General features: G+C 45.4%; 17 protein-coding genes. 10 read left to right on the forward strand and 7 right to left on the reverse strand.

The annotated features are described in order from the left end of the window. Positions 1 to 30: 30 nt before the first annotated feature. From ACYVE4_RS23745 to ACYVE4_RS23760, 4 genes are all read right to left on the reverse strand, one after another. Entirely contained in the window at positions 31 to 486 is a 456-nt protein-coding gene (locus ACYVE4_RS23745) for a DUF3828 domain-containing protein (RefSeq protein WP_461042745.1), read from the reverse strand. Between the two features lie 93 nt (positions 487 to 579). Further along, positions 580 to 1,413, reverse strand: a complete 834-nt coding sequence (locus ACYVE4_RS23750; protein ID WP_461042746.1) for a DUF2306 domain-containing protein — start codon at positions 1,411 to 1,413, stop codon at positions 580 to 582. Positions 1,414 to 1,526: 113 nt separating this feature from the next. Then, positions 1,527 to 2,099 carry a Crp/Fnr family transcriptional regulator gene (locus ACYVE4_RS23755; protein ID WP_461042747.1) on the reverse strand — a complete coding sequence of 191 codons (573 nt, stop codon included), beginning with the start codon at positions 2,097 to 2,099 and terminating at the stop codon, positions 1,527 to 1,529. A 9-nt stretch (positions 2,100 to 2,108) separates the two neighbouring features. After that, positions 2,109 to 2,726 carry an NAD(P)H-dependent oxidoreductase gene (locus ACYVE4_RS23760; protein ID WP_461042748.1) on the reverse strand — a complete coding sequence of 206 codons (618 nt, stop codon included), beginning with the start codon at positions 2,724 to 2,726 and terminating at the stop codon, positions 2,109 to 2,111. Positions 2,727 to 3,150: 424 nt separating this feature from the next. Here ACYVE4_RS23760 and ACYVE4_RS23765 point away from each other — a divergent pair, with 424 nt between their 5' ends. Next, positions 3,151 to 3,936, forward strand: a complete 786-nt coding sequence (locus ACYVE4_RS23765) for a hypothetical protein (RefSeq protein WP_461042871.1) — start codon at positions 3,151 to 3,153, stop codon at positions 3,934 to 3,936. A 104-nt stretch (positions 3,937 to 4,040) separates the two neighbouring features. Beyond that, positions 4,041 to 5,270, forward strand: coding sequence for a DUF4374 domain-containing protein (locus tag ACYVE4_RS23770; RefSeq protein ID WP_461042749.1), 1,230 nt, complete (start codon positions 4,041 to 4,043; stop codon positions 5,268 to 5,270). A 68-nt stretch (positions 5,271 to 5,338) separates the two neighbouring features. Here ACYVE4_RS23770 and ACYVE4_RS23775 read toward each other — a convergent pair whose 3' ends face one another. Beyond that, a complete protein-coding gene (locus tag ACYVE4_RS23775; RefSeq protein ID WP_461042750.1) occupies positions 5,339 to 5,533 on the reverse strand; it encodes a hypothetical protein in 195 nt (64 codons plus the stop codon). Between the two features lie 17 nt (positions 5,534 to 5,550). Beyond that, positions 5,551 to 6,429, reverse strand: a complete 879-nt coding sequence (locus ACYVE4_RS23780) for a TraB/GumN family protein (protein ID WP_461042751.1) — start codon at positions 6,427 to 6,429, stop codon at positions 5,551 to 5,553. Positions 6,430 to 6,606: 177 nt separating this feature from the next. Here ACYVE4_RS23780 and ACYVE4_RS23785 point away from each other — a divergent pair, with 177 nt between their 5' ends. From ACYVE4_RS23785 to ACYVE4_RS23815, 7 genes are all read left to right on the forward strand, one after another. After that, entirely contained in the window at positions 6,607 to 9,981 is a 3,375-nt protein-coding gene (locus ACYVE4_RS23785; protein WP_461042752.1) for a methylmalonyl-CoA mutase family protein, read from the forward strand. Between the two features lie 61 nt (positions 9,982 to 10,042). Then, complete coding sequence (locus ACYVE4_RS23790; RefSeq protein WP_461042753.1) at positions 10,043 to 11,152, forward strand: glutaminyl-peptide cyclotransferase; 1,110 nt, start codon at positions 10,043 to 10,045, stop codon at positions 11,150 to 11,152. Positions 11,153 to 11,379: 227 nt separating this feature from the next. Further along, positions 11,380 to 12,489, forward strand: a complete 1,110-nt coding sequence (locus ACYVE4_RS23795; RefSeq protein ID WP_461042754.1) for a sensor histidine kinase — start codon at positions 11,380 to 11,382, stop codon at positions 12,487 to 12,489. Further along, positions 12,486 to 13,226 (forward strand): LytR/AlgR family response regulator transcription factor, encoded by a 741-nt coding sequence (locus ACYVE4_RS23800; RefSeq protein WP_461042755.1) that lies wholly within the window; start codon positions 12,486 to 12,488, stop codon positions 13,224 to 13,226. The genes ACYVE4_RS23795 and ACYVE4_RS23800 overlap by 4 nt, the downstream gene beginning before the upstream one ends. 184 nt (positions 13,227 to 13,410) lie before the next feature. Continuing rightward, on the forward strand, positions 13,411 to 14,148 hold the full coding sequence (locus ACYVE4_RS23805) for a dioxygenase family protein (protein WP_461042756.1): 738 nt from the start codon (positions 13,411 to 13,413) through the stop codon (positions 14,146 to 14,148). A gap of 47 nt (positions 14,149 to 14,195) precedes the next feature. Beyond that, the gene (locus ACYVE4_RS23810; RefSeq protein ID WP_461042757.1) at positions 14,196 to 14,768 is read left to right on the forward strand and encodes a hypothetical protein; all 573 of its coding nucleotides are present in this window, start codon (positions 14,196 to 14,198) and stop codon (positions 14,766 to 14,768) included. Between the two features lie 13 nt (positions 14,769 to 14,781). Beyond that, positions 14,782 to 15,519 carry a pirin family protein gene (locus ACYVE4_RS23815; protein WP_461042758.1) on the forward strand — a complete coding sequence of 246 codons (738 nt, stop codon included), beginning with the start codon at positions 14,782 to 14,784 and terminating at the stop codon, positions 15,517 to 15,519. Positions 15,520 to 15,534: 15 nt separating this feature from the next. On the opposite strand, the gene ACYVE4_RS23820 is transcribed toward ACYVE4_RS23815, so the two are convergent. Continuing rightward, positions 15,535 to 16,377, reverse strand: coding sequence for a toxin-antitoxin system YwqK family antitoxin (locus ACYVE4_RS23820; protein WP_461042759.1), 843 nt, complete (start codon positions 16,375 to 16,377; stop codon positions 15,535 to 15,537). Positions 16,378 to 16,509: 132 nt separating this feature from the next. On the opposite strand from ACYVE4_RS23820, the gene ACYVE4_RS23825 reads away from it, so the two are divergent. Next, positions 16,510 to 16,932: a secondary thiamine-phosphate synthase enzyme YjbQ gene (locus ACYVE4_RS23825; RefSeq protein ID WP_461042872.1), complete on the forward strand. Its 423-nt coding sequence runs from the start codon at positions 16,510 to 16,512 to the stop codon at positions 16,930 to 16,932. The last annotated feature ends 23 nt before the right edge of the window (positions 16,933 to 16,955 follow it).

A 16,955-nucleotide genomic window follows, 5' to 3' on the forward strand; every position in this document is an offset into this window, starting at 1 on the left:
CAGAAAGTAAATCAACTTGACCGTCGACGTTTACTTTCCGGGCTGCAGAATTTTCAGCAACGAATAACCATCTGTATACTTAATGTTTTCAATCTTCCAGCCCTTTGGCTCCTGCGTCAGTAAAAAAACAATGAGTTGCTTTTGTTTGAAATTCTCGAAAGTAACATTTACGGTCGCTTTGTTCCCCTGAATTTTAGCAGGATGAATCGCAAACTTTTTAATTTCAGTATCCTGCGCGTTATAGAGCGGGTCACCATCAATAGCACCGACTTCATCTTTCGACTCAATGGCATCTTTCCAGATCAGATCAGCGAGCTTTTTAGTGAAATACGTATCCAGCAAAACCCGATTTTTAGTTTGAAAAAATGGGCTTTGCTTTGCGTGTTGCTGATACAAATTGGCAACGACTTTATCGGGTGAAGTTGTTGGTGATTGTACGAACCAAAGACGAATAGTGATGAGTAGTAAAAAAGGTAGGGTTTTCATGCGATTTAGTAAACAATCTTGAACTGACTGTTCAGCAAAGGTATTCGCTATCGTTCTGAAGAAAAGGAAATTTTACGTTTCCGGTAAATACCCTTACAATCGAGGTAACCACATGCCCATGGTAGCACCAAAAATCCCAATCCCTGTGATAATGGTACACAGAAAAATGGTTACCGCTGTGATTAGGCGAAAGGTATTATTCTGTCGTTTCTGAGCGTACAGATACAGCTCCAGCACAATTAGTGAAAGCGGAAGGGCATAGGTAAACACAGACAGAAATGAGAGAAATGGCCCCGTGAACGTTTTGGGATCAAAACCGGCTGGCCCACCATTGATTAGCAGCCAGCACATCAGGCCAACTCTGAAAAACCACACCCCATTCGTCACCATAAACAGTCGCAGTGCCCAAACTCTATGTTTATCGAATTGACGACCCCTGGCGTAACGAATGGTAAACAAGGCAAACAAAATAATGTAAATAGCCTGAATACTGATGCTGATATGTTGAATAGAATCTCCTACCGCACCGCGAGTCCAGACCATAAATAAACCAGCCGCGCTCACCACAATAGCCGTTATGACGTATAGCCTGCCAACCCAGCGATGAAAACGAGGGAAGTGCCGACGTATCTGTGGCATTAACTGAAGGGGACCACCAATGACCAATATTGCAGCCAACAATATATGGCTTCCAACAACCAGATTACCTTTCCAATCCCCTTCAACATAACCATGCGGCAACACTTTATTCCATCGGTCAAAATCGCCCGTAATAGTGGTTTTACCATAAAACAGGAGAATATACAGGCCAAATAGCCATTGCCCCACTATCGCGACGGCAAGCCATGTCGTTGCTGCAATAGTCAGGAGTTTAGTAGCAAAAGAAGCATTTAACGGGTCAGATAATCGGACGGTTGTTGTCATCATGGCGACAGGTGTTAAGTTTCACTCAAACTTAAACTGAGCCTTTATCTGACTGATTAGACAAATGTCCAATAGGGATGAACGGTTCTATTTCAGGTTAAACCTCTAGCAATCACCTAACCCCTAAGTCGGCTAAGATGCCGTTGCGTGATACCCAAATAGGATGCGATGTATCGCAAAGGGACGTGTTGAATGATGCCTGGTTTTTCTCTCAGAAATTTTTGATAGCGCGCTTCGGCCGTCAACGTGGTCATGTCAGTGATCCGTCGCTTATCTTCTTCCAGATGTTTCTGCAGAATCTGAATGGTATAATCCTTCTGCGTAAAACTGCGTTGCGCAACGGCATCTACATCATCTCGATTAATACGTAACAGTTCGCAATCCGTAATACAGTGTATGTTTTCATTGGACACCGTGCGGTGCATAAAATGGAAGTACGACGTAAAAAATCGGGAGCCATTGTTGAGGTCGGTCGTAATTTCGTTATCGTCCTGGTCAATGTGGAAGTTGCGCATGTACCCCGAAACGATAAAGTTGTGGTATTGAGGCACCTGACCAGCTGGTTCAATAATCGTGTCTTTAGACACAAAAATCGGTTTGAATGTTTGCCGAATAGAGGTTTTATCGGCTTCTGGCAAGATCAGAATCTCTTCGACATAACTGAAAAACTTCTGGTAGTAATGCTCCATACTCAGCTGTTACTCTTGATTTTCAACTATTTGCGGGCCATACATAGCAATCTTACGGGTAACTTCTTTGATTGCTTTTGTATGCTCAGGCCTCACTTTTTCTATATCAAGCGTACCGCCAAGAATACACATCTCTTTATGGCGAAATCGTTTTCCGAGCCGGTCATCCAGCATAATGGCCTGCATACTTTGGGCGATACCGATTTCTTCTAAAAAATGATTGGGATGCCCTGCAGTACAAACAACAAGCCCATAGTTGACCCGTTTCATACTAAGATTCGAATCCATCTGCCTGTAGGCATACCCGACGGTATAAACGCGATCAAACCACCCTTTCAATTTCGCCGGACAATCGCTCCACCAGATTGGATACAAGAAAATAATACTGTCTGCCCGCTCATTTTTTTTTTGTTCCTCGAGTACGTCTTCAGGAATAGGCAAGGATGTATTGGCAAACCCTTCCCGATTATATTCTTCCTCAGTCATATCACTCGGGAAATTCATCGCATACAAGTCAGAAATCTCAACCTCCCAATCCGACTGTCGGATTTCCTCAACCAACTGCATTAATACATTATATGTGTAAGACTCTTTACTTGGATGACAATAGATGATTAATATAGTCATTAGTTGAATTCTGTGGTTAGACCAACCAGTCATTGGCATCGTGTAGGTTAGAAAGAAACGCTCTCGTTACAAACTCCCCAAGAGCACGCTACGTATACTAGCTCCCACAAGTTACTTAAAATCCTTAAACGAATTTTAGTCGGCTGGCCAACAACAAAAATCTCCACGAGCCACATAGCCTGCGGAGATCCATACCAAGCTATTTCTCTTGAATTCAATTCAGTATGAACAAAACGGCGACGTCAACATCACAGGTTTCTTCGGTGAATATTGATTTACGTTATCTGTTCAATTAAGTCAAAACGCTCAGGAGTAGTCGTGACGTCACTACGTCTTTTTCACAAAATCCATCTGTCATTTGTCGTTACCAATTTCGTTTATGCTCCGATTTCTTTCCATCTACCGAAGTTTTATGCTGCTAAGTATGGTCTTTTCAGGTCTTTCGGCCGCGCAGGCCCAGTCGAAAGCCCCACAGAAAATGTATATGTACCTGATTTACCACAAACTGAATCCGGGGCTCACCATTCAGGATGCGTTACCTGTTGAGCGCGAATGGAAAAAAGTGAATCAGGCGGCTGTAGATGAAGGCAAACTCGAAGGATGGTACATGACTGTAAAGCAGTTTACATCCAATCCAAATCAGACCGAATATGATTATGTAACCCGGATTCTCACGCGTGAAATGGCCATTCGGGGCGCTTCGCCAGAAGCTATGGCGCGTATGTACGGCGATAGTGTTCAGATAAAAATGGCGGATTTGCAGAAACGGGACCGGAATACAGCACCCGTTGTTAAAATCGAAATTTGGGAAATTACAGACGGGACATTTGCCCCAAAATTCGCTCCTGATGGAACGCAGCTTATGGTTGTTGAGCGCATGAAACGGAGAAATCCGGGTGCAGATTACGATGGGGCAGTCAGTCAGATGAAGAAGCTGAGCGAGGAACGCATAAAGCGGAATAACCTGCTTGGCTGGGATTTTTCGAACCTGGTGATTCCGAATGGTAGTGAAAAAGGTTACGAATTCAGTACGGCTCATTTTGTGAAGAGTTTAGGTGATTTTGCCAATCCGAACCTTTCCGATTCGGGAACGTCCATTATGACGCCATCGGCCTATAAGCAACACCGCAGTCAGGTGGCCCAAACGTTCGATGTTGTGCGTCAGGAAGTCTATCGATTCATGGAGTTTACAACTAAGCCTGGTAATTGACCAGGTAAATCTTCGTTCCAACAAAAACATAGCGTATGGAGTGTGTACTGGCATGGTTATTTCTGGAAAATTGGAGGATCGTTATCTATCCAGAAATTATACACATGATTACCGAAAAAAAACTCCTGTTGGCTATTTGTTGCCTATTTGCCTTACTGACTTCATGCGCTCAGGGAGTCGATGAGTTAACACCAGAAAAAGGTAAGTATGTAGTTGCCATGCGCATGAAATCGAGCAACAATGTATTAACGGATTATCTAATCCAAACAACATCGATTACAAGTGGTACCCTATCGGCGAATCGACAGGGAATCGATCAGAAAGGAGCCCGAACGTATGCGCAGGTTGGCCAGACCATTTTTAGTGTGGGTAGCAGTACAGCTACACAGGGAATCCCGATCGGGATCGGCTATACGCTGAATGCGTCCGACTCTCTGACGCAGAAAGGCAGTATTACATTCGATAAAAACTTTGATATTCCAACCCAATTAGATGCCAATACTCTGGGGGCCATTCAAATTCCAAGGACGATACCCGAGAATAACACAGCCATTTTTTACACGGCAAATGCGCAATCGGTTTCACTGACTAACAAAGTAGCAAGAAGCCTGAATCCGTTGTTTGGGAAAGATATTGTCTGGCCTTCCGGTATGCAGCTTCGGGATAATCGGGTATACATCTCGTATTACCTGCAAAATCGCTTCGACTACAGTACGCCTTTCACGGACACCGCTTACGTTGCAGTGTATACGTACCCAGATTTTACACTGGATAAAGTAATCAAGGATACGCGGACTGGTCCTGCAGGTTCGTTTAATGGAAATAATGGAATCTTTCAGACCGAAACCTGGGATTTATACACGTTAGCTTCATCAGGTTATACGTTCTCACAACGAACCAAGCCATCCGGTTTTCTTCGCATTAAAAACGGTGCTCAGACGTTCGATCCAGACTATTTTTTTAATACTGATCTGATTACCGGCGGCCTGAAAATCTATTACGCCCAATATGTTGGTAATGGGCAGGTATTGGCCGAAGTCGGGCAGTTTCCCCAGGCAAATGGCCAATGGGCTTCAGACAATGTTAGCCTGAAAGTTGCTTTATTCGATTTAAACGCCAAAACTGTCCGATATGTATCCGGCGGAATTCCTAACCACGCCGGACAAGCAGGGGTTCCTCTTGCGTTTCTGGTCGATAATGGCAAGGCGTATTTACCGGTCACTGCCGATACAGATGGCACCTACATCTGGGAAATTGACCTAGTCAACGCTACCGCTAAGCGAGGGGCTAAAGTTGATGGGAATTACATAGTGGGCATTTTCAAGCTCAACTAAAACTATCTCTTTACTTTTTATTTACAGCTAGCACCCAAGCACACAGCAAGGGTTTGGCAGTATTCTTGTTAAGGAGTTTTTATGGTTTTCCCAAAATCGATCACCTTCACCACAGCCTTCACATTATACAGTTGTAAGACCTGGCGTTCTGTCTCCTTAATCTGCTCATCCGATGAGGTTCTGGTGACTTGAACCTGTGGCTGATAGGATACACTTTGATTCATTATCAACCATGTCAGCAATAAAACAATAACGAGTTTCATAGACGGGTTGAGACTTACTATTGAATAGGTGTTACCGTATATCCTTTTTTGCGAAGTAGATTAATAACGCCGTTTTCGCTACCCAGATGACCGGCACCAAACGCAAAGAAAGTTGGTTTTTCCTGAGCGGCTTTCTCAATGACCGGAATCCAGCTGGCATTTCGCTTATCCAGCAAATCGCTTTCGTAGCCGTTCATTCCGCCATCATACTGGCTACTCTTCATCTGTTTCATCAATTTAGCCAGATCATGCGCTTTGTAGGCATCGAGGAAATCCTGGAACTCTTTACTGGCTTCTTCCGGCTTACGCGCCATATCGACCAAACTTTTAAGCTGCGTTTCCATTGGAATTTTGTTGAGAGCAGCCAGTTGCGCGTCAAGGGATTCGAGTCCGAAGATTTCTTTTTTATCTTTTTGAGCCATTTGCATAAACGTCATATCATACGAAGCTGGCTGGCAATTCAGAATTCCCATATAGATCATCGACATCAACCCAATCGGCTTCATCATCTCCATTTGCGACAAGCTCATATTGGTCTTCTGCTTCAGATAATTATCCAGTATGGTATAATCCTCCTTTGATAAGTAATCTTTAATCGTGGTCCCATCGGTCATCATAGCGGCCCGCATCATGCCACTCATCATAGCCGGATCGTCCAGATCAAGCTCCAGATATACTTGCTGGGCTTCATTAATTGCTTTTTTTGTTGAATCGGTAATAATCAGATCGTTGGGGCAAACAATGTGAAATGTACCATAGAGGTAGGAAGGGTGTGTTAAACCGGCACCAAGTATTTTATACAGCAGGGCCTTATCCTGTGCGTTTGTATTGATAGTACATACGCCCGTCAGGAGAAGCGCACAAAGAGAAATTCGAGAAATGGTGCTTTTTAGCATACTATTCAGATGGGTCGGATGCCATGGCATCCCGGTATAAATTGAGTGAAACCGAATTTTGACGACCTTTTACTAGGCTGTAACGAATTTAATAAATGAAAGTACATTTTCATCATGTTTGTAACTTCGAAAAGCACCCATTATTCTTAGTAAACATCTATTACTTACATCCCATTCATGACTACTCAATCCGTTAATCCTGTAGAACCAAGCGTAATTAACCGAAAAATTCGCCTTGTTACGGCGGCATCCCTGTTCGATGGTCATGACGTGGCGATCAATCTGATGCGTCGGCTCATGCAGGCATCGGGCGCTGAGGTCATTCATTTGGGTCATAACCGCTCCGTGGCCGAAATTGTTGATTGTGCGATTCAGGAAGATGTACAGGGAATTGCCGTAACCAGTTATCAGGGAGGTCATCTGGAATTTTTCAAGTATATGTATGACCTCCTCCACGAACGTGGAGCCGGACATATCAAAATCTTCGGCGGAGGGGGTGGTACGATCCTGCCCACAGAAATCGACGAACTTCATCAATATGGTATCACCCGAATTTATTCGCCCGATGATGGGCGAGCCATGGGCTTACAAGGCATGATCGACGATCTGTTGCAGCAATGCGATTTTGATCTGCCCATTTCCAGGATCGAAAGCCTGCCTGAACCATCCGATCCCGGTTTACTCGCCCGGTTGATTTCCACCGCCGAAAACTTTCCTGACCAATTTGATCAATCACTCATTCGGTCTTCCCTCCACTCACCCCCTGTTCTTGGTGTTACCGGTCCAGGTGGGGCTGGCAAGTCCTCATTAGTCGATGAATTGGTATTGCGGTTTTTACGGCATTTTCCAGATAAAACGTTGGCTATCATTTCGGTTGATCCGTCGAAACGAAAAACCGGTGGTGCACTGTTAGGTGACCGAATTCGGATGAATGCGATTCAGTCACCGCGCGTGTATATGCGTTCGCTGGCAACCCGACAGTCCAATCTGGCCTTAAGTCGACACGTTCAGGATGCCATCGATATATGCAAAGCCGCTCATTTTGACCTGATTATCGTAGAAACATCAGGAATCGGACAGTCGGACACCGCAATTACAGAACATGCTAATAAAACGTTGTATGTGATGACTGCTGAATACGGTGCCGCTACACAGCTGGAAAAAATCGATATGCTCGACTTTGCCGATGTCATCGTCATCAACAAGTTCGACAAGCGTGGTTCATTGGACGCCCTCCGCGACGTTCGCAAACAATACCGTCGCAATCACAACAATTGGGACGTACCCGACAATGAATTACCCATCCTCGGAACTGTCGCATCACAGTTTAACGATCCGGGAATGAACACGTTGTTTGATTTATTGCTGGGGGCATGGAGCGCGGAGCCGGGGTGGCGCGGAGAACGGCAGGAGAAGCCCGCTCTGCTTCACACCAGCCCTAGCCCTATGCCTCATGCCATTCTCCCACCCGACCGAGTGCGGTATTTAGCCCAAATTGTGGAAGCAAGCCGACGGTATGATACATATAGAAGTGAGCAAACGGTCCTTGCCCGGCAGCTTTATCAGATTGAAGGAACGATCAAAATCATTGCCGACGGGGCGTTAAAAGAAACATTACAGACGTTGTATACCGATCTGGAGCGGAAATTATCCGGCGAGTGTCGAGATCTGCTTCAACGGTGGCCAGAAATTCAAAAACGGTATACAGCCGACGTATATACCTTTACGGTTCGCGATAAAACAATTCGACAACCACTTTACTCCGAAACGCTGTCACATCTCAAAATTCCCAAAGTCAGTCTACCCAAATACCATGATTGGGGTGATATTTTGCAGTGGTTATTGACCGAAAATGTGCCGGGAGAATTTCCATACACAGCCGGCGTGTTTCCTCTCAAACGTGAAGGAGAAGATCCCGCACGTATGTTTGCCGGTGAAGGTGGCCCAGAACGAACGAATCGTCGATTTCACTACGTATCGAAGGGATTGCCCGCCAAACGGCTCTCAACGGCCTTCGATTCCGTAACGCTCTACGGCGAAGACCCCGCTATGCGACCCGATATATTTGGCAAGATCGGCAATTCGGGTGTGAGCGTTTGCACGTTGGATGATGCCAAGAAGCTCTATTCCGGTTTCGACCTCTGCGATCCGACGACCTCGGTGTCTATGACGATCAATGGCCCAGCCCCTATGCTTTTGGGCTTTTTCTTAAATGCCGCCATCGACCAGCAATGTGAAAAGTGGCTTCGGGGGCATGGGGCAGAGAGCATGGGGCAAAGGGTAAATAATATGGAATCACCCTTTGCCCAAACACCTGTGCCCTCTTCCTACCAAGGGCCGCTGCCGGATGGCAATAATGGACTTGGATTGCTGTTACTCGGTACAACGGGCGATAAAGTACTTCCTCCCGAAGTGTACGCAAAAATTAAGGCTGAAACACTTCAGCGCGTGCGAGGTACGGTACAGGCCGATATTTTAAAGGAAGATCAGGCCCAGAATACGTGCATTTTCTCGACGGAATTTGCCCTGAAAATGATGGGTGATATTCAGCAGTATTTTACCGATAATCAGATTCAGAATTTTTACTCAGTTTCTATTTCCGGGTATCATATTGCCGAAGCGGGCGCTAATCCGATTTCGCAATTGGCGTTTACCCTGTCGAATGGGTTCACGTTCGTCGAATATTACCTGAGTCGGGGAATGCATATAGACAATTTCGCCCCTAACCTATCGTTCTTTTTTTCGAACGGCATGGACCCGGAATATACCGTATTAGGTCGGGTAGCCCGACGTATCTGGGCCAAAGCGATGAAGCATGTCTATACGGCAAACGACCGCTCGCAGAAACTCAAGTACCACATTCAAACCTCGGGTCGGAGTTTGCACGCGCAGGAAATTGCTTTCAATGATATACGAACAACGCTACAGGCACTGCTGGCTATTTACGACAACTGTAACTCACTGCATACCAACGCCTACGATGAAGCCATTACAACACCGACCGAAGAATCGGTTCGTCGGGCAATGGCGATTCAGTTGATTATAAATCGGGAGTTTGGCTTGACCAAATCCGAAAATCCGTTGCAGGGTTCTTTTGTTGTGGAAGAATTAACCGATTTAGTGGAAGAAGCTGTTTATCAGGAGTTTTTGGCGATCAATGAGCGAGGGGGAGTATTAGGAGCGATGGAACGAATGTATCAGCGAAGCAAAATCCAGGACGAGTCGATGTATTACGAAACCCTGAAACACAACGGGCAATTACCAGTCGTTGGAGTGAATACGTTTCTTGATCCAGCCGGTTCGCCAACGATTGTTCCGCGCGAAGTGATCCGCTCCACCGATGAGGAAAAACGGTATGCGGTCGACTCGTGCCAGGCGTTTCAGGAGCAGCATCGGACCGAAGCAGAACAAGCACTAGCTCATTTACAACAAACGGCGCTGGCTAATGGTAATCTGTTCGAGAGTCTGATGGAAGCGACCAAAGTGTGTTCGCTTGGGCAATTATCGAATGCGCTCTATGCCGTTGGTGGCCAATACCGACGAAATATGTGATCAACATACTATTCTCAACGTCAAGATAATTGTTAATAATCAAGGTAGAAAGATAATAACTGTGGGGCGGTTTACGAATGCCAGTAAGGCAATGGGCATGCATATCAAGGTATATTTTATAGGGCTTGCCCTAGTATTCGGCTTGCTGAACCAGGCCTGTAAACCCGGCAAAAAACCGCCAACCGAAGCTGAAGAACCCAAAGTACCCATCGCCAGCCTTGCCAAATCGACCTACACAGCTGGTGATACAATTTCAGTTAATCTGAGGGAACCGCTGTCGCAGGTGACGGTCAGGCTCGATACGGTCCTAATTCCGGTTTACAAGCAAACAAACAGTTTATTGACCATCCATCTAAAATCCAGAAAAACAGGTCTTCATCGGTTGATCATTCAGGGACAAAAGGCGGATAAAACAACCGAATCGGATACGCTTGGTATCGAATTATGGTCGGATTTCAGACCGATTCCGCTTCGATATTCAGTTCTAAAATCGTTTCCTCATCAGTCGAGCAGTTTTACACAGGGGCTCGAGTTTCATAACGGGATTTTATACGAAAGTACTGGGCTAAACGGCGAATCGAAATTAATGCAAGTTGATTTGGCAACGGGTTCTATTGTCAAATCCGTCTCCTTAGCCGCCCAATATTTTGGCGAAGGCATGACCATTCTGAACAACAAAATCTACCAGCTGACCTGGACATCGGGCGTCTGTTTTCAGTACAACATGAATTTTACGCTGGAAAAAACCTTTGCCTATCCTACGCAGGGCTGGGGGCTTACGCACACCGATTCGACGCTGATAATGAGCGATGGTTCAAATCGTCTTTATTTTCTTACACCCGATTTCAAACGGAAAGGTGAGCTGGCCATTTACGACAATATGGGGCCAGTCATGAATCTCAACGAGTTAGAATACGTCAACGGATACGTATACGCTAATGTCTGGCAAACGAACCGCATCGTTCAGATTGATATATCGTCCGGGAAAGTTGTAGGTGAACTCAGCATGGAGTCGATTCTGCCGGGAAGTATCGATACGAAAACCAATGTATTAAACGGCATTGCTTACCAACCGAAGGAAAATGCGTTTTATGTAACCGGCAAAAATTGGCCGACGCTTTTCAAAATACAATTGGTGAATAAACCTAAAAAACTCGTTGCCCGACGGTAATGGCCCACTTATTACTATTTTTTGTCATGATGAGGAACAGTCCTCCTGTATCATGTTCAGATACAGTCAACTAGGCAACTATAGCATCTTCCGGAAATTCGCAATAAAGCAGGCTTCTTGTGCAATAACTCTCAGGAACAAGCCTCATTTACCGACACATTTAGTGTATTCACCACAAACCTGACGGTTTTCCATGCCTTTTGTCTATTCGGGCGTAATTTTCCTGTATGAATAAACGACTTTCGCCCATTGCTATTCACGTATTGGGTTGTTTAATCTTTCTGGCTCTCCCCTATCTGTTTGCCGAAGATGGATTTGCCAAATTGTCGGATCTTCCTTATGATCCACGAGAACAGCGTAATGTCCTATCCTATGTACTTACAATAGCCTTTTTCTATACAAACTATTATCTGTTGATTCCAAAATTTTTCTTTCGTAAACAGTATATATCCTACGGTCTGTGTGCGTTAGGCTGCTTTTTACTGATCGAAGGCACTTTAGTTTTGGTTAGTCGGCAAGGGGTAGGGCCAGTGGCTGATCGTCACTTCCCCGCACCACCTGAAGAACAGTTTTCTACCAGAATGCCCCCTCCACCCTTCCCCGGTGCCCCCCCGCCCGACAAATCTTTTTCTCAATCGGGACCCCGTCGTCGCGGTGGCCCATCTGAGTTGACACAAACGTTTTTCCTTACGCTGGCTGGATTTCTGATGGCAATTGTTGTTCGGGTCAATAATCGATGGCGTGAGACGGAGCGCGAAAAAATCCAGTCGGAACTCTTGTATTTAAAAGCCCAGATTAATCCGCATTTTCTGTTCAACACGTTGAATAGCATTTATTCGCTGGCAATTATCGAGTCGCCCCCAACGGCGGATGCGATTGTTAAGCTCTCGTCGTTTCTGCGGTATGTCATTCAGGAATCGCAGAAAGATCAGGTTTCGCTTCGCAATGAGCTGGATTATATTGATCACTACATTTCTCTGCAACGGTTGCGCCTTGGTGATACAGCTCAAATTAACTTTTCGGTATCAGGTCATGCAAATGGAAAACAAATTGTGCCCTTACTACTCATTTCGTTTATCGAAAATGCGTTTAAATACGGTGTTAGTCCAGAGGAGCCATCCGCCATCGACATGGCTATTGTGATAGATGAACAACAACTCAGCTGTCATGTTTTTAACCGAAAAGTACGAGTCTTTCAGCCGACAGCCGTAGCCAGCGGAATAGGATTAACGAACACGAAAGCCCGGTTGCAACACCTGTATCCAGATCGGCATCAATTACGAATTGAAGACAAACCCGATAGCTTTACGGTTGATTTAACGATTACTCTATCATGATTCGAGCCATTGCTTTAGACGATGAACCACCTGCCTTACGGGTTCTTTCGCACTTCTGTCAGCAGGTCGATTTCATTGATCTCCAAAAAACGTTTACGCGTACCGACGAAGCGTTGCGCCACATAAAGCAGTTCCCAACCGATTTATTGTTCCTGGACATCAATATGCCTTCCATGTCGGGCATTGATTTTTACAGGGAGATAGGCACATTATCCGGGCCTTTGCAACCCCCGATGGTTATTTTCACGACGGCCTACGCCGAATTTGCGGTAGAAGGTTTTACCCTCAACGCCGTCGATTATTTATTGAAACCTTTTACGTTTGACCGTTTTTTGCAGGCAGCCAATAAAGCGGCTGATTTTTATCGATGGCAGCAACGATCCGATAAAACAGCCGATGCCCATCTATACGTTCGGGCAGATTATACTCTCCACAAAATTGCATTTTCAGACATACTCTATATCGAAGGGCTTGATGATTATTTAAAAATTCACCTGCAGCCCGATACAGGCAATAATAACCGCTCCGACATTCCCCGACCAATTGTTGCCCGAATGACCATGAAGTCGATGGTAGAGCGGTTGCCCAGCTCTCAGTTCGTTCGTATTCATCGATCCTATATTGTTCCCCTCAATCGCGTTGAGGCCGTAAGCAGCAAACTTATTTCCATCGCCGGGCGCGAACTTCCGATTGGTGCCAGCTACGAATCAGACTTTATGAATCGCTTCGGGAAATAATTCATTTACCGACACAATCTGCTCATTCACCTACAACTAAGCCTTCCGTGCAACGAAAGGGGGGCTTTCTGCGCTAATAAGAATAATTAATTAACACTACCGGCTTGATTAGCTCTGGCTGGATATTACGAATACCCCACTCTATTAACCCATCTTTTTTCTAATAAGACCGTTTTCTAATCAAATGGAACGTAAGGATTTTTTAAAACGAGGTTTCGGAAGTTTATTAGGTATCGCAATTGTCGGTTGCCAGAAGTCGGAGACAGAGATTACGCCCAGTACATCGACTGGTACCAGTACATCAACGGGCTCTACCAACGGAAGCTCTGCCAGCGACTGCACAGTTACCCCGACTGAAACGGAAGGACCTTTCCCAACTAAAGTGCCTGCCAACTTCGTCCGCAAAGACATTCGTGACGATCGTACGGGCGTAGCTTTTACGATCAATATTACCATCAAAAATGCCAATAGCAGCTGTGCTGCGCTGTCGGGTGCGTTGGTCGATATCTGGCATTGTGATAAAGATGGGTATTATTCCGAATATGGTGGCACTGGTATGCAAAGTGTTAATTTCACTTCCGTCGATTTCCTGCGAGGGCGTCAGACAACAGATACCAATGGCCTGGTTTCGTTCACCTCGATTTTCCCAGGCTGGTACTCAGGCCGAGCACCGCACATTCACGTACACATTTACAATTCGGCCGGTAAATCGCTGTTAGTCACCCAGATTGCGTTTCCGTACGATATATGCAATACAGTGTATACAACGGGGCAATCCTACGGATATACGAAAGGTTCACAGGATACGAAGAACGAAAAGGATAACGTATTCAGCGATGGGTTTACTACGGAATTGGCTACAGTTGCCGGCAGCCTTTCGGGCGGTTATACCCTCACCCATACAATTGTTGTGAAAGCGTAAGCAATGGATGAAGTAGGGTGTAGGATATATGATGTATAAATATTTTTATGCGTCAGTTCACCTCCTACTTCATCCATCATATATCCTACATCACCTACATGACTAAGGGCATAATCCGGTTATGTTATCGAAAAATCATTGACGCATCGTCACAGAAATTGTGGGATAAATACGTCTTTGACGATACGTTCAAGGAGTTTTACATGCAGGCCCAGTTCTATAACCAGGATGGGAAATATACCACGTTTCAGGAATTGCGCGACAATGTACCCGGCGCCGATCAATTGCAGTCAATGACTAGTTCAGCCGCGATTGGGTATATCCGGCAATTGAACGGAATTATTCCAGATATCGCCAATAATGCCGGGAAATTATGTCTCCCATTTTCCCAGTTCAAGTTCGAAATCATTCATTCGCACGTGCAGAATAAGGAAGCCCATAAAGTGGCCATTCTGTTTTATAGCGATCCATTGACATGGATTGATACAATTGACAAGCAACTGCTGATTACTTATGGTGATCAACGGGAAGCCTTACAGGCCGGGAACGAGGTAGAAACCGACCTAATTTCTCTACAGCCCTATCTGAGTATCTCATCTTTCCAGCAAGAAATTGCGTAGTCGACCGAATCCTATGGATACGCAAACACAGGCACAGATTTATTTAGCAGACCTACGAGGGCGATCACAGATTGACTATTTACAGAGCTTTCACAGCTTCAACTTTGGTCAGTATACCGCCGAAGGCCGACAACCCTTTGGTTCGCTACAACTCCTGAACGATGACTGGTTAAAGGCAGGTCACAGCGTTTGTATGCAGGTCGAACAACATACGGAAGTAATTATTCTCCCAATCGTTGGGGGTCTTGAGTACAAAAGTGACGCAGGCACTGGGTTTCTGGAAGCAGGTCAGGCAGGAATTCTTTCGCTAACCAGTGCCATGAAATATGAGCTGATCAATCCCTACGAAACAGAGTCCATTAATTATCTTGTGATTTGGCAAATCAATCCGTCGCCTGATTTTTGCTCAGGTACGCAGACCATTAGCTTTGATTTACAACTTAAGAATCAATTACTTCCTCTTTTCGAGAGTCGAGCAAATGGATTAAGTTCGGGTCCGTCCTTTCACGGATTTATTGGTCGATACGATGGCCGACAGGAAGGTATCTACCCACTCTCAACGATCCCTAATTCGCTACAGACCAGTGGAGTTTATGTCTTTGTTCTGAATGGCGTCTTTGAGGTTCAAAACCGGCTCCTGCACGAACGGGATGGTCTGGCACTCACCGATGTTCAACATGGTGAAATTGAGTTTGAAGCCCTCTCAAATGATGCACTTCTGCTGCTACTGGAGATTCCGCTGCGTATTTAGGCTGTCAACTGCTGGCTACATCTGATAGGTCAGATTGTATTTTATAGCTCCGTAATAGCGAAATACGGATAAAACGCAGGATGACGTCGTGCTAACACCATCATTCACAGCGGGTTTCCAGTTGAGTTTTTCCGGCGTCCACTCCGGCATATTCCGAATCACCTGTTGTACGTAGCTGCCTACAGCCTGCACCTGTTGTTGCGCCAGAGTCGACGTATTAACCGCGACGTTTACCCGAACCACCTGACCTATTTCATTGATAATAAGCGTAGCGGCCACTTTTCGGACTCGCTCGCCATCAAGCACCGATCCTAACTTCTGCGTCAGATACGTCTCTAACGCTTTCGGATCGCCAAGAAACTGCGCTGTCTGATAAAACAGTTCGCATTTTTGCGCGCTCCCGTCAGTTGTATAACACTGACTTTTTTTTAAGCGCCCCCTCTTATAAAATTCCCTACGCTTAATCGATCCATCTTCGTAAAGCACCATAAATGGACCATCCAGCGCTCCTTCGTTATACTCACAACTCACATAAACCTTACCGGAAGGGTACATTATTTTAGTAGGGCCATGATGAACAATTCGGTCCAAACTGTCCAATGGCCAGCCATTCGGCAGTGTTTTGGGCAAAAGTGTGTATGAATCCTGCCGGAACAAATCACCGTTTTTTCGAAAAATCCGAACGGTAAAATATTGATTATGCTTGCCGTAGTACATAATTTCCTGATCGTATTCAGGAAAAACGTTACGAACCACATTGGCCTGATTTGATGGAGTTCGCAGGGAGTCAATCCGCACTTGTGCCTGTACTGGAGATTTAGCCAGCATACCCAACAGTAGCATGTAGAGGGTATTCATGATTTCTGAACGTCAAGAGAACTAAGCTTTATCAGGTCGAAAGTAATCAATCCAAACAACTGATAAACCGATTGGATGGTTAATTTTCCAACGCAGCTTTTTAATTTCGTCAATATCGCGATCAACCGACGTATGCCTGTTTACCAACGTACCATCCATTTACCAGCCTATTCGCGTGGTTTTCACCTGATCACCCGCCTTATCGAACGAGAGTTTACGGACCTACAACTCATCCGTGCTGGCCTGCTTCACGTATTTATTCAACATACGTCGGCCAGTTTGACGATCAATGAGAATGCAGATCCTACCGTTCGGGGAGATTTTGAGCGTTTTTTCAACAAAACGGTTCCAGAAAATGAACCTTATTTTCAACACGATTACGAAGGTTCTGACGATATGCCTGCCCACCTGAAAGCGGCTATGCTGGGCCACTCCGTCACGATTCCGATCACGAACGGGCAGCTTAATTTAGGAACGTGGCAGGGAATTTATCTGGGAGAACACCGCAACAACGGTGGTCGCCGAACCTTGGTGTTGACCGCCTGGGGCGACTAACGATCAGGCTTTTTTCTGTTTGA

The organism is Spirosoma harenae (genome assembly GCF_054776975.1).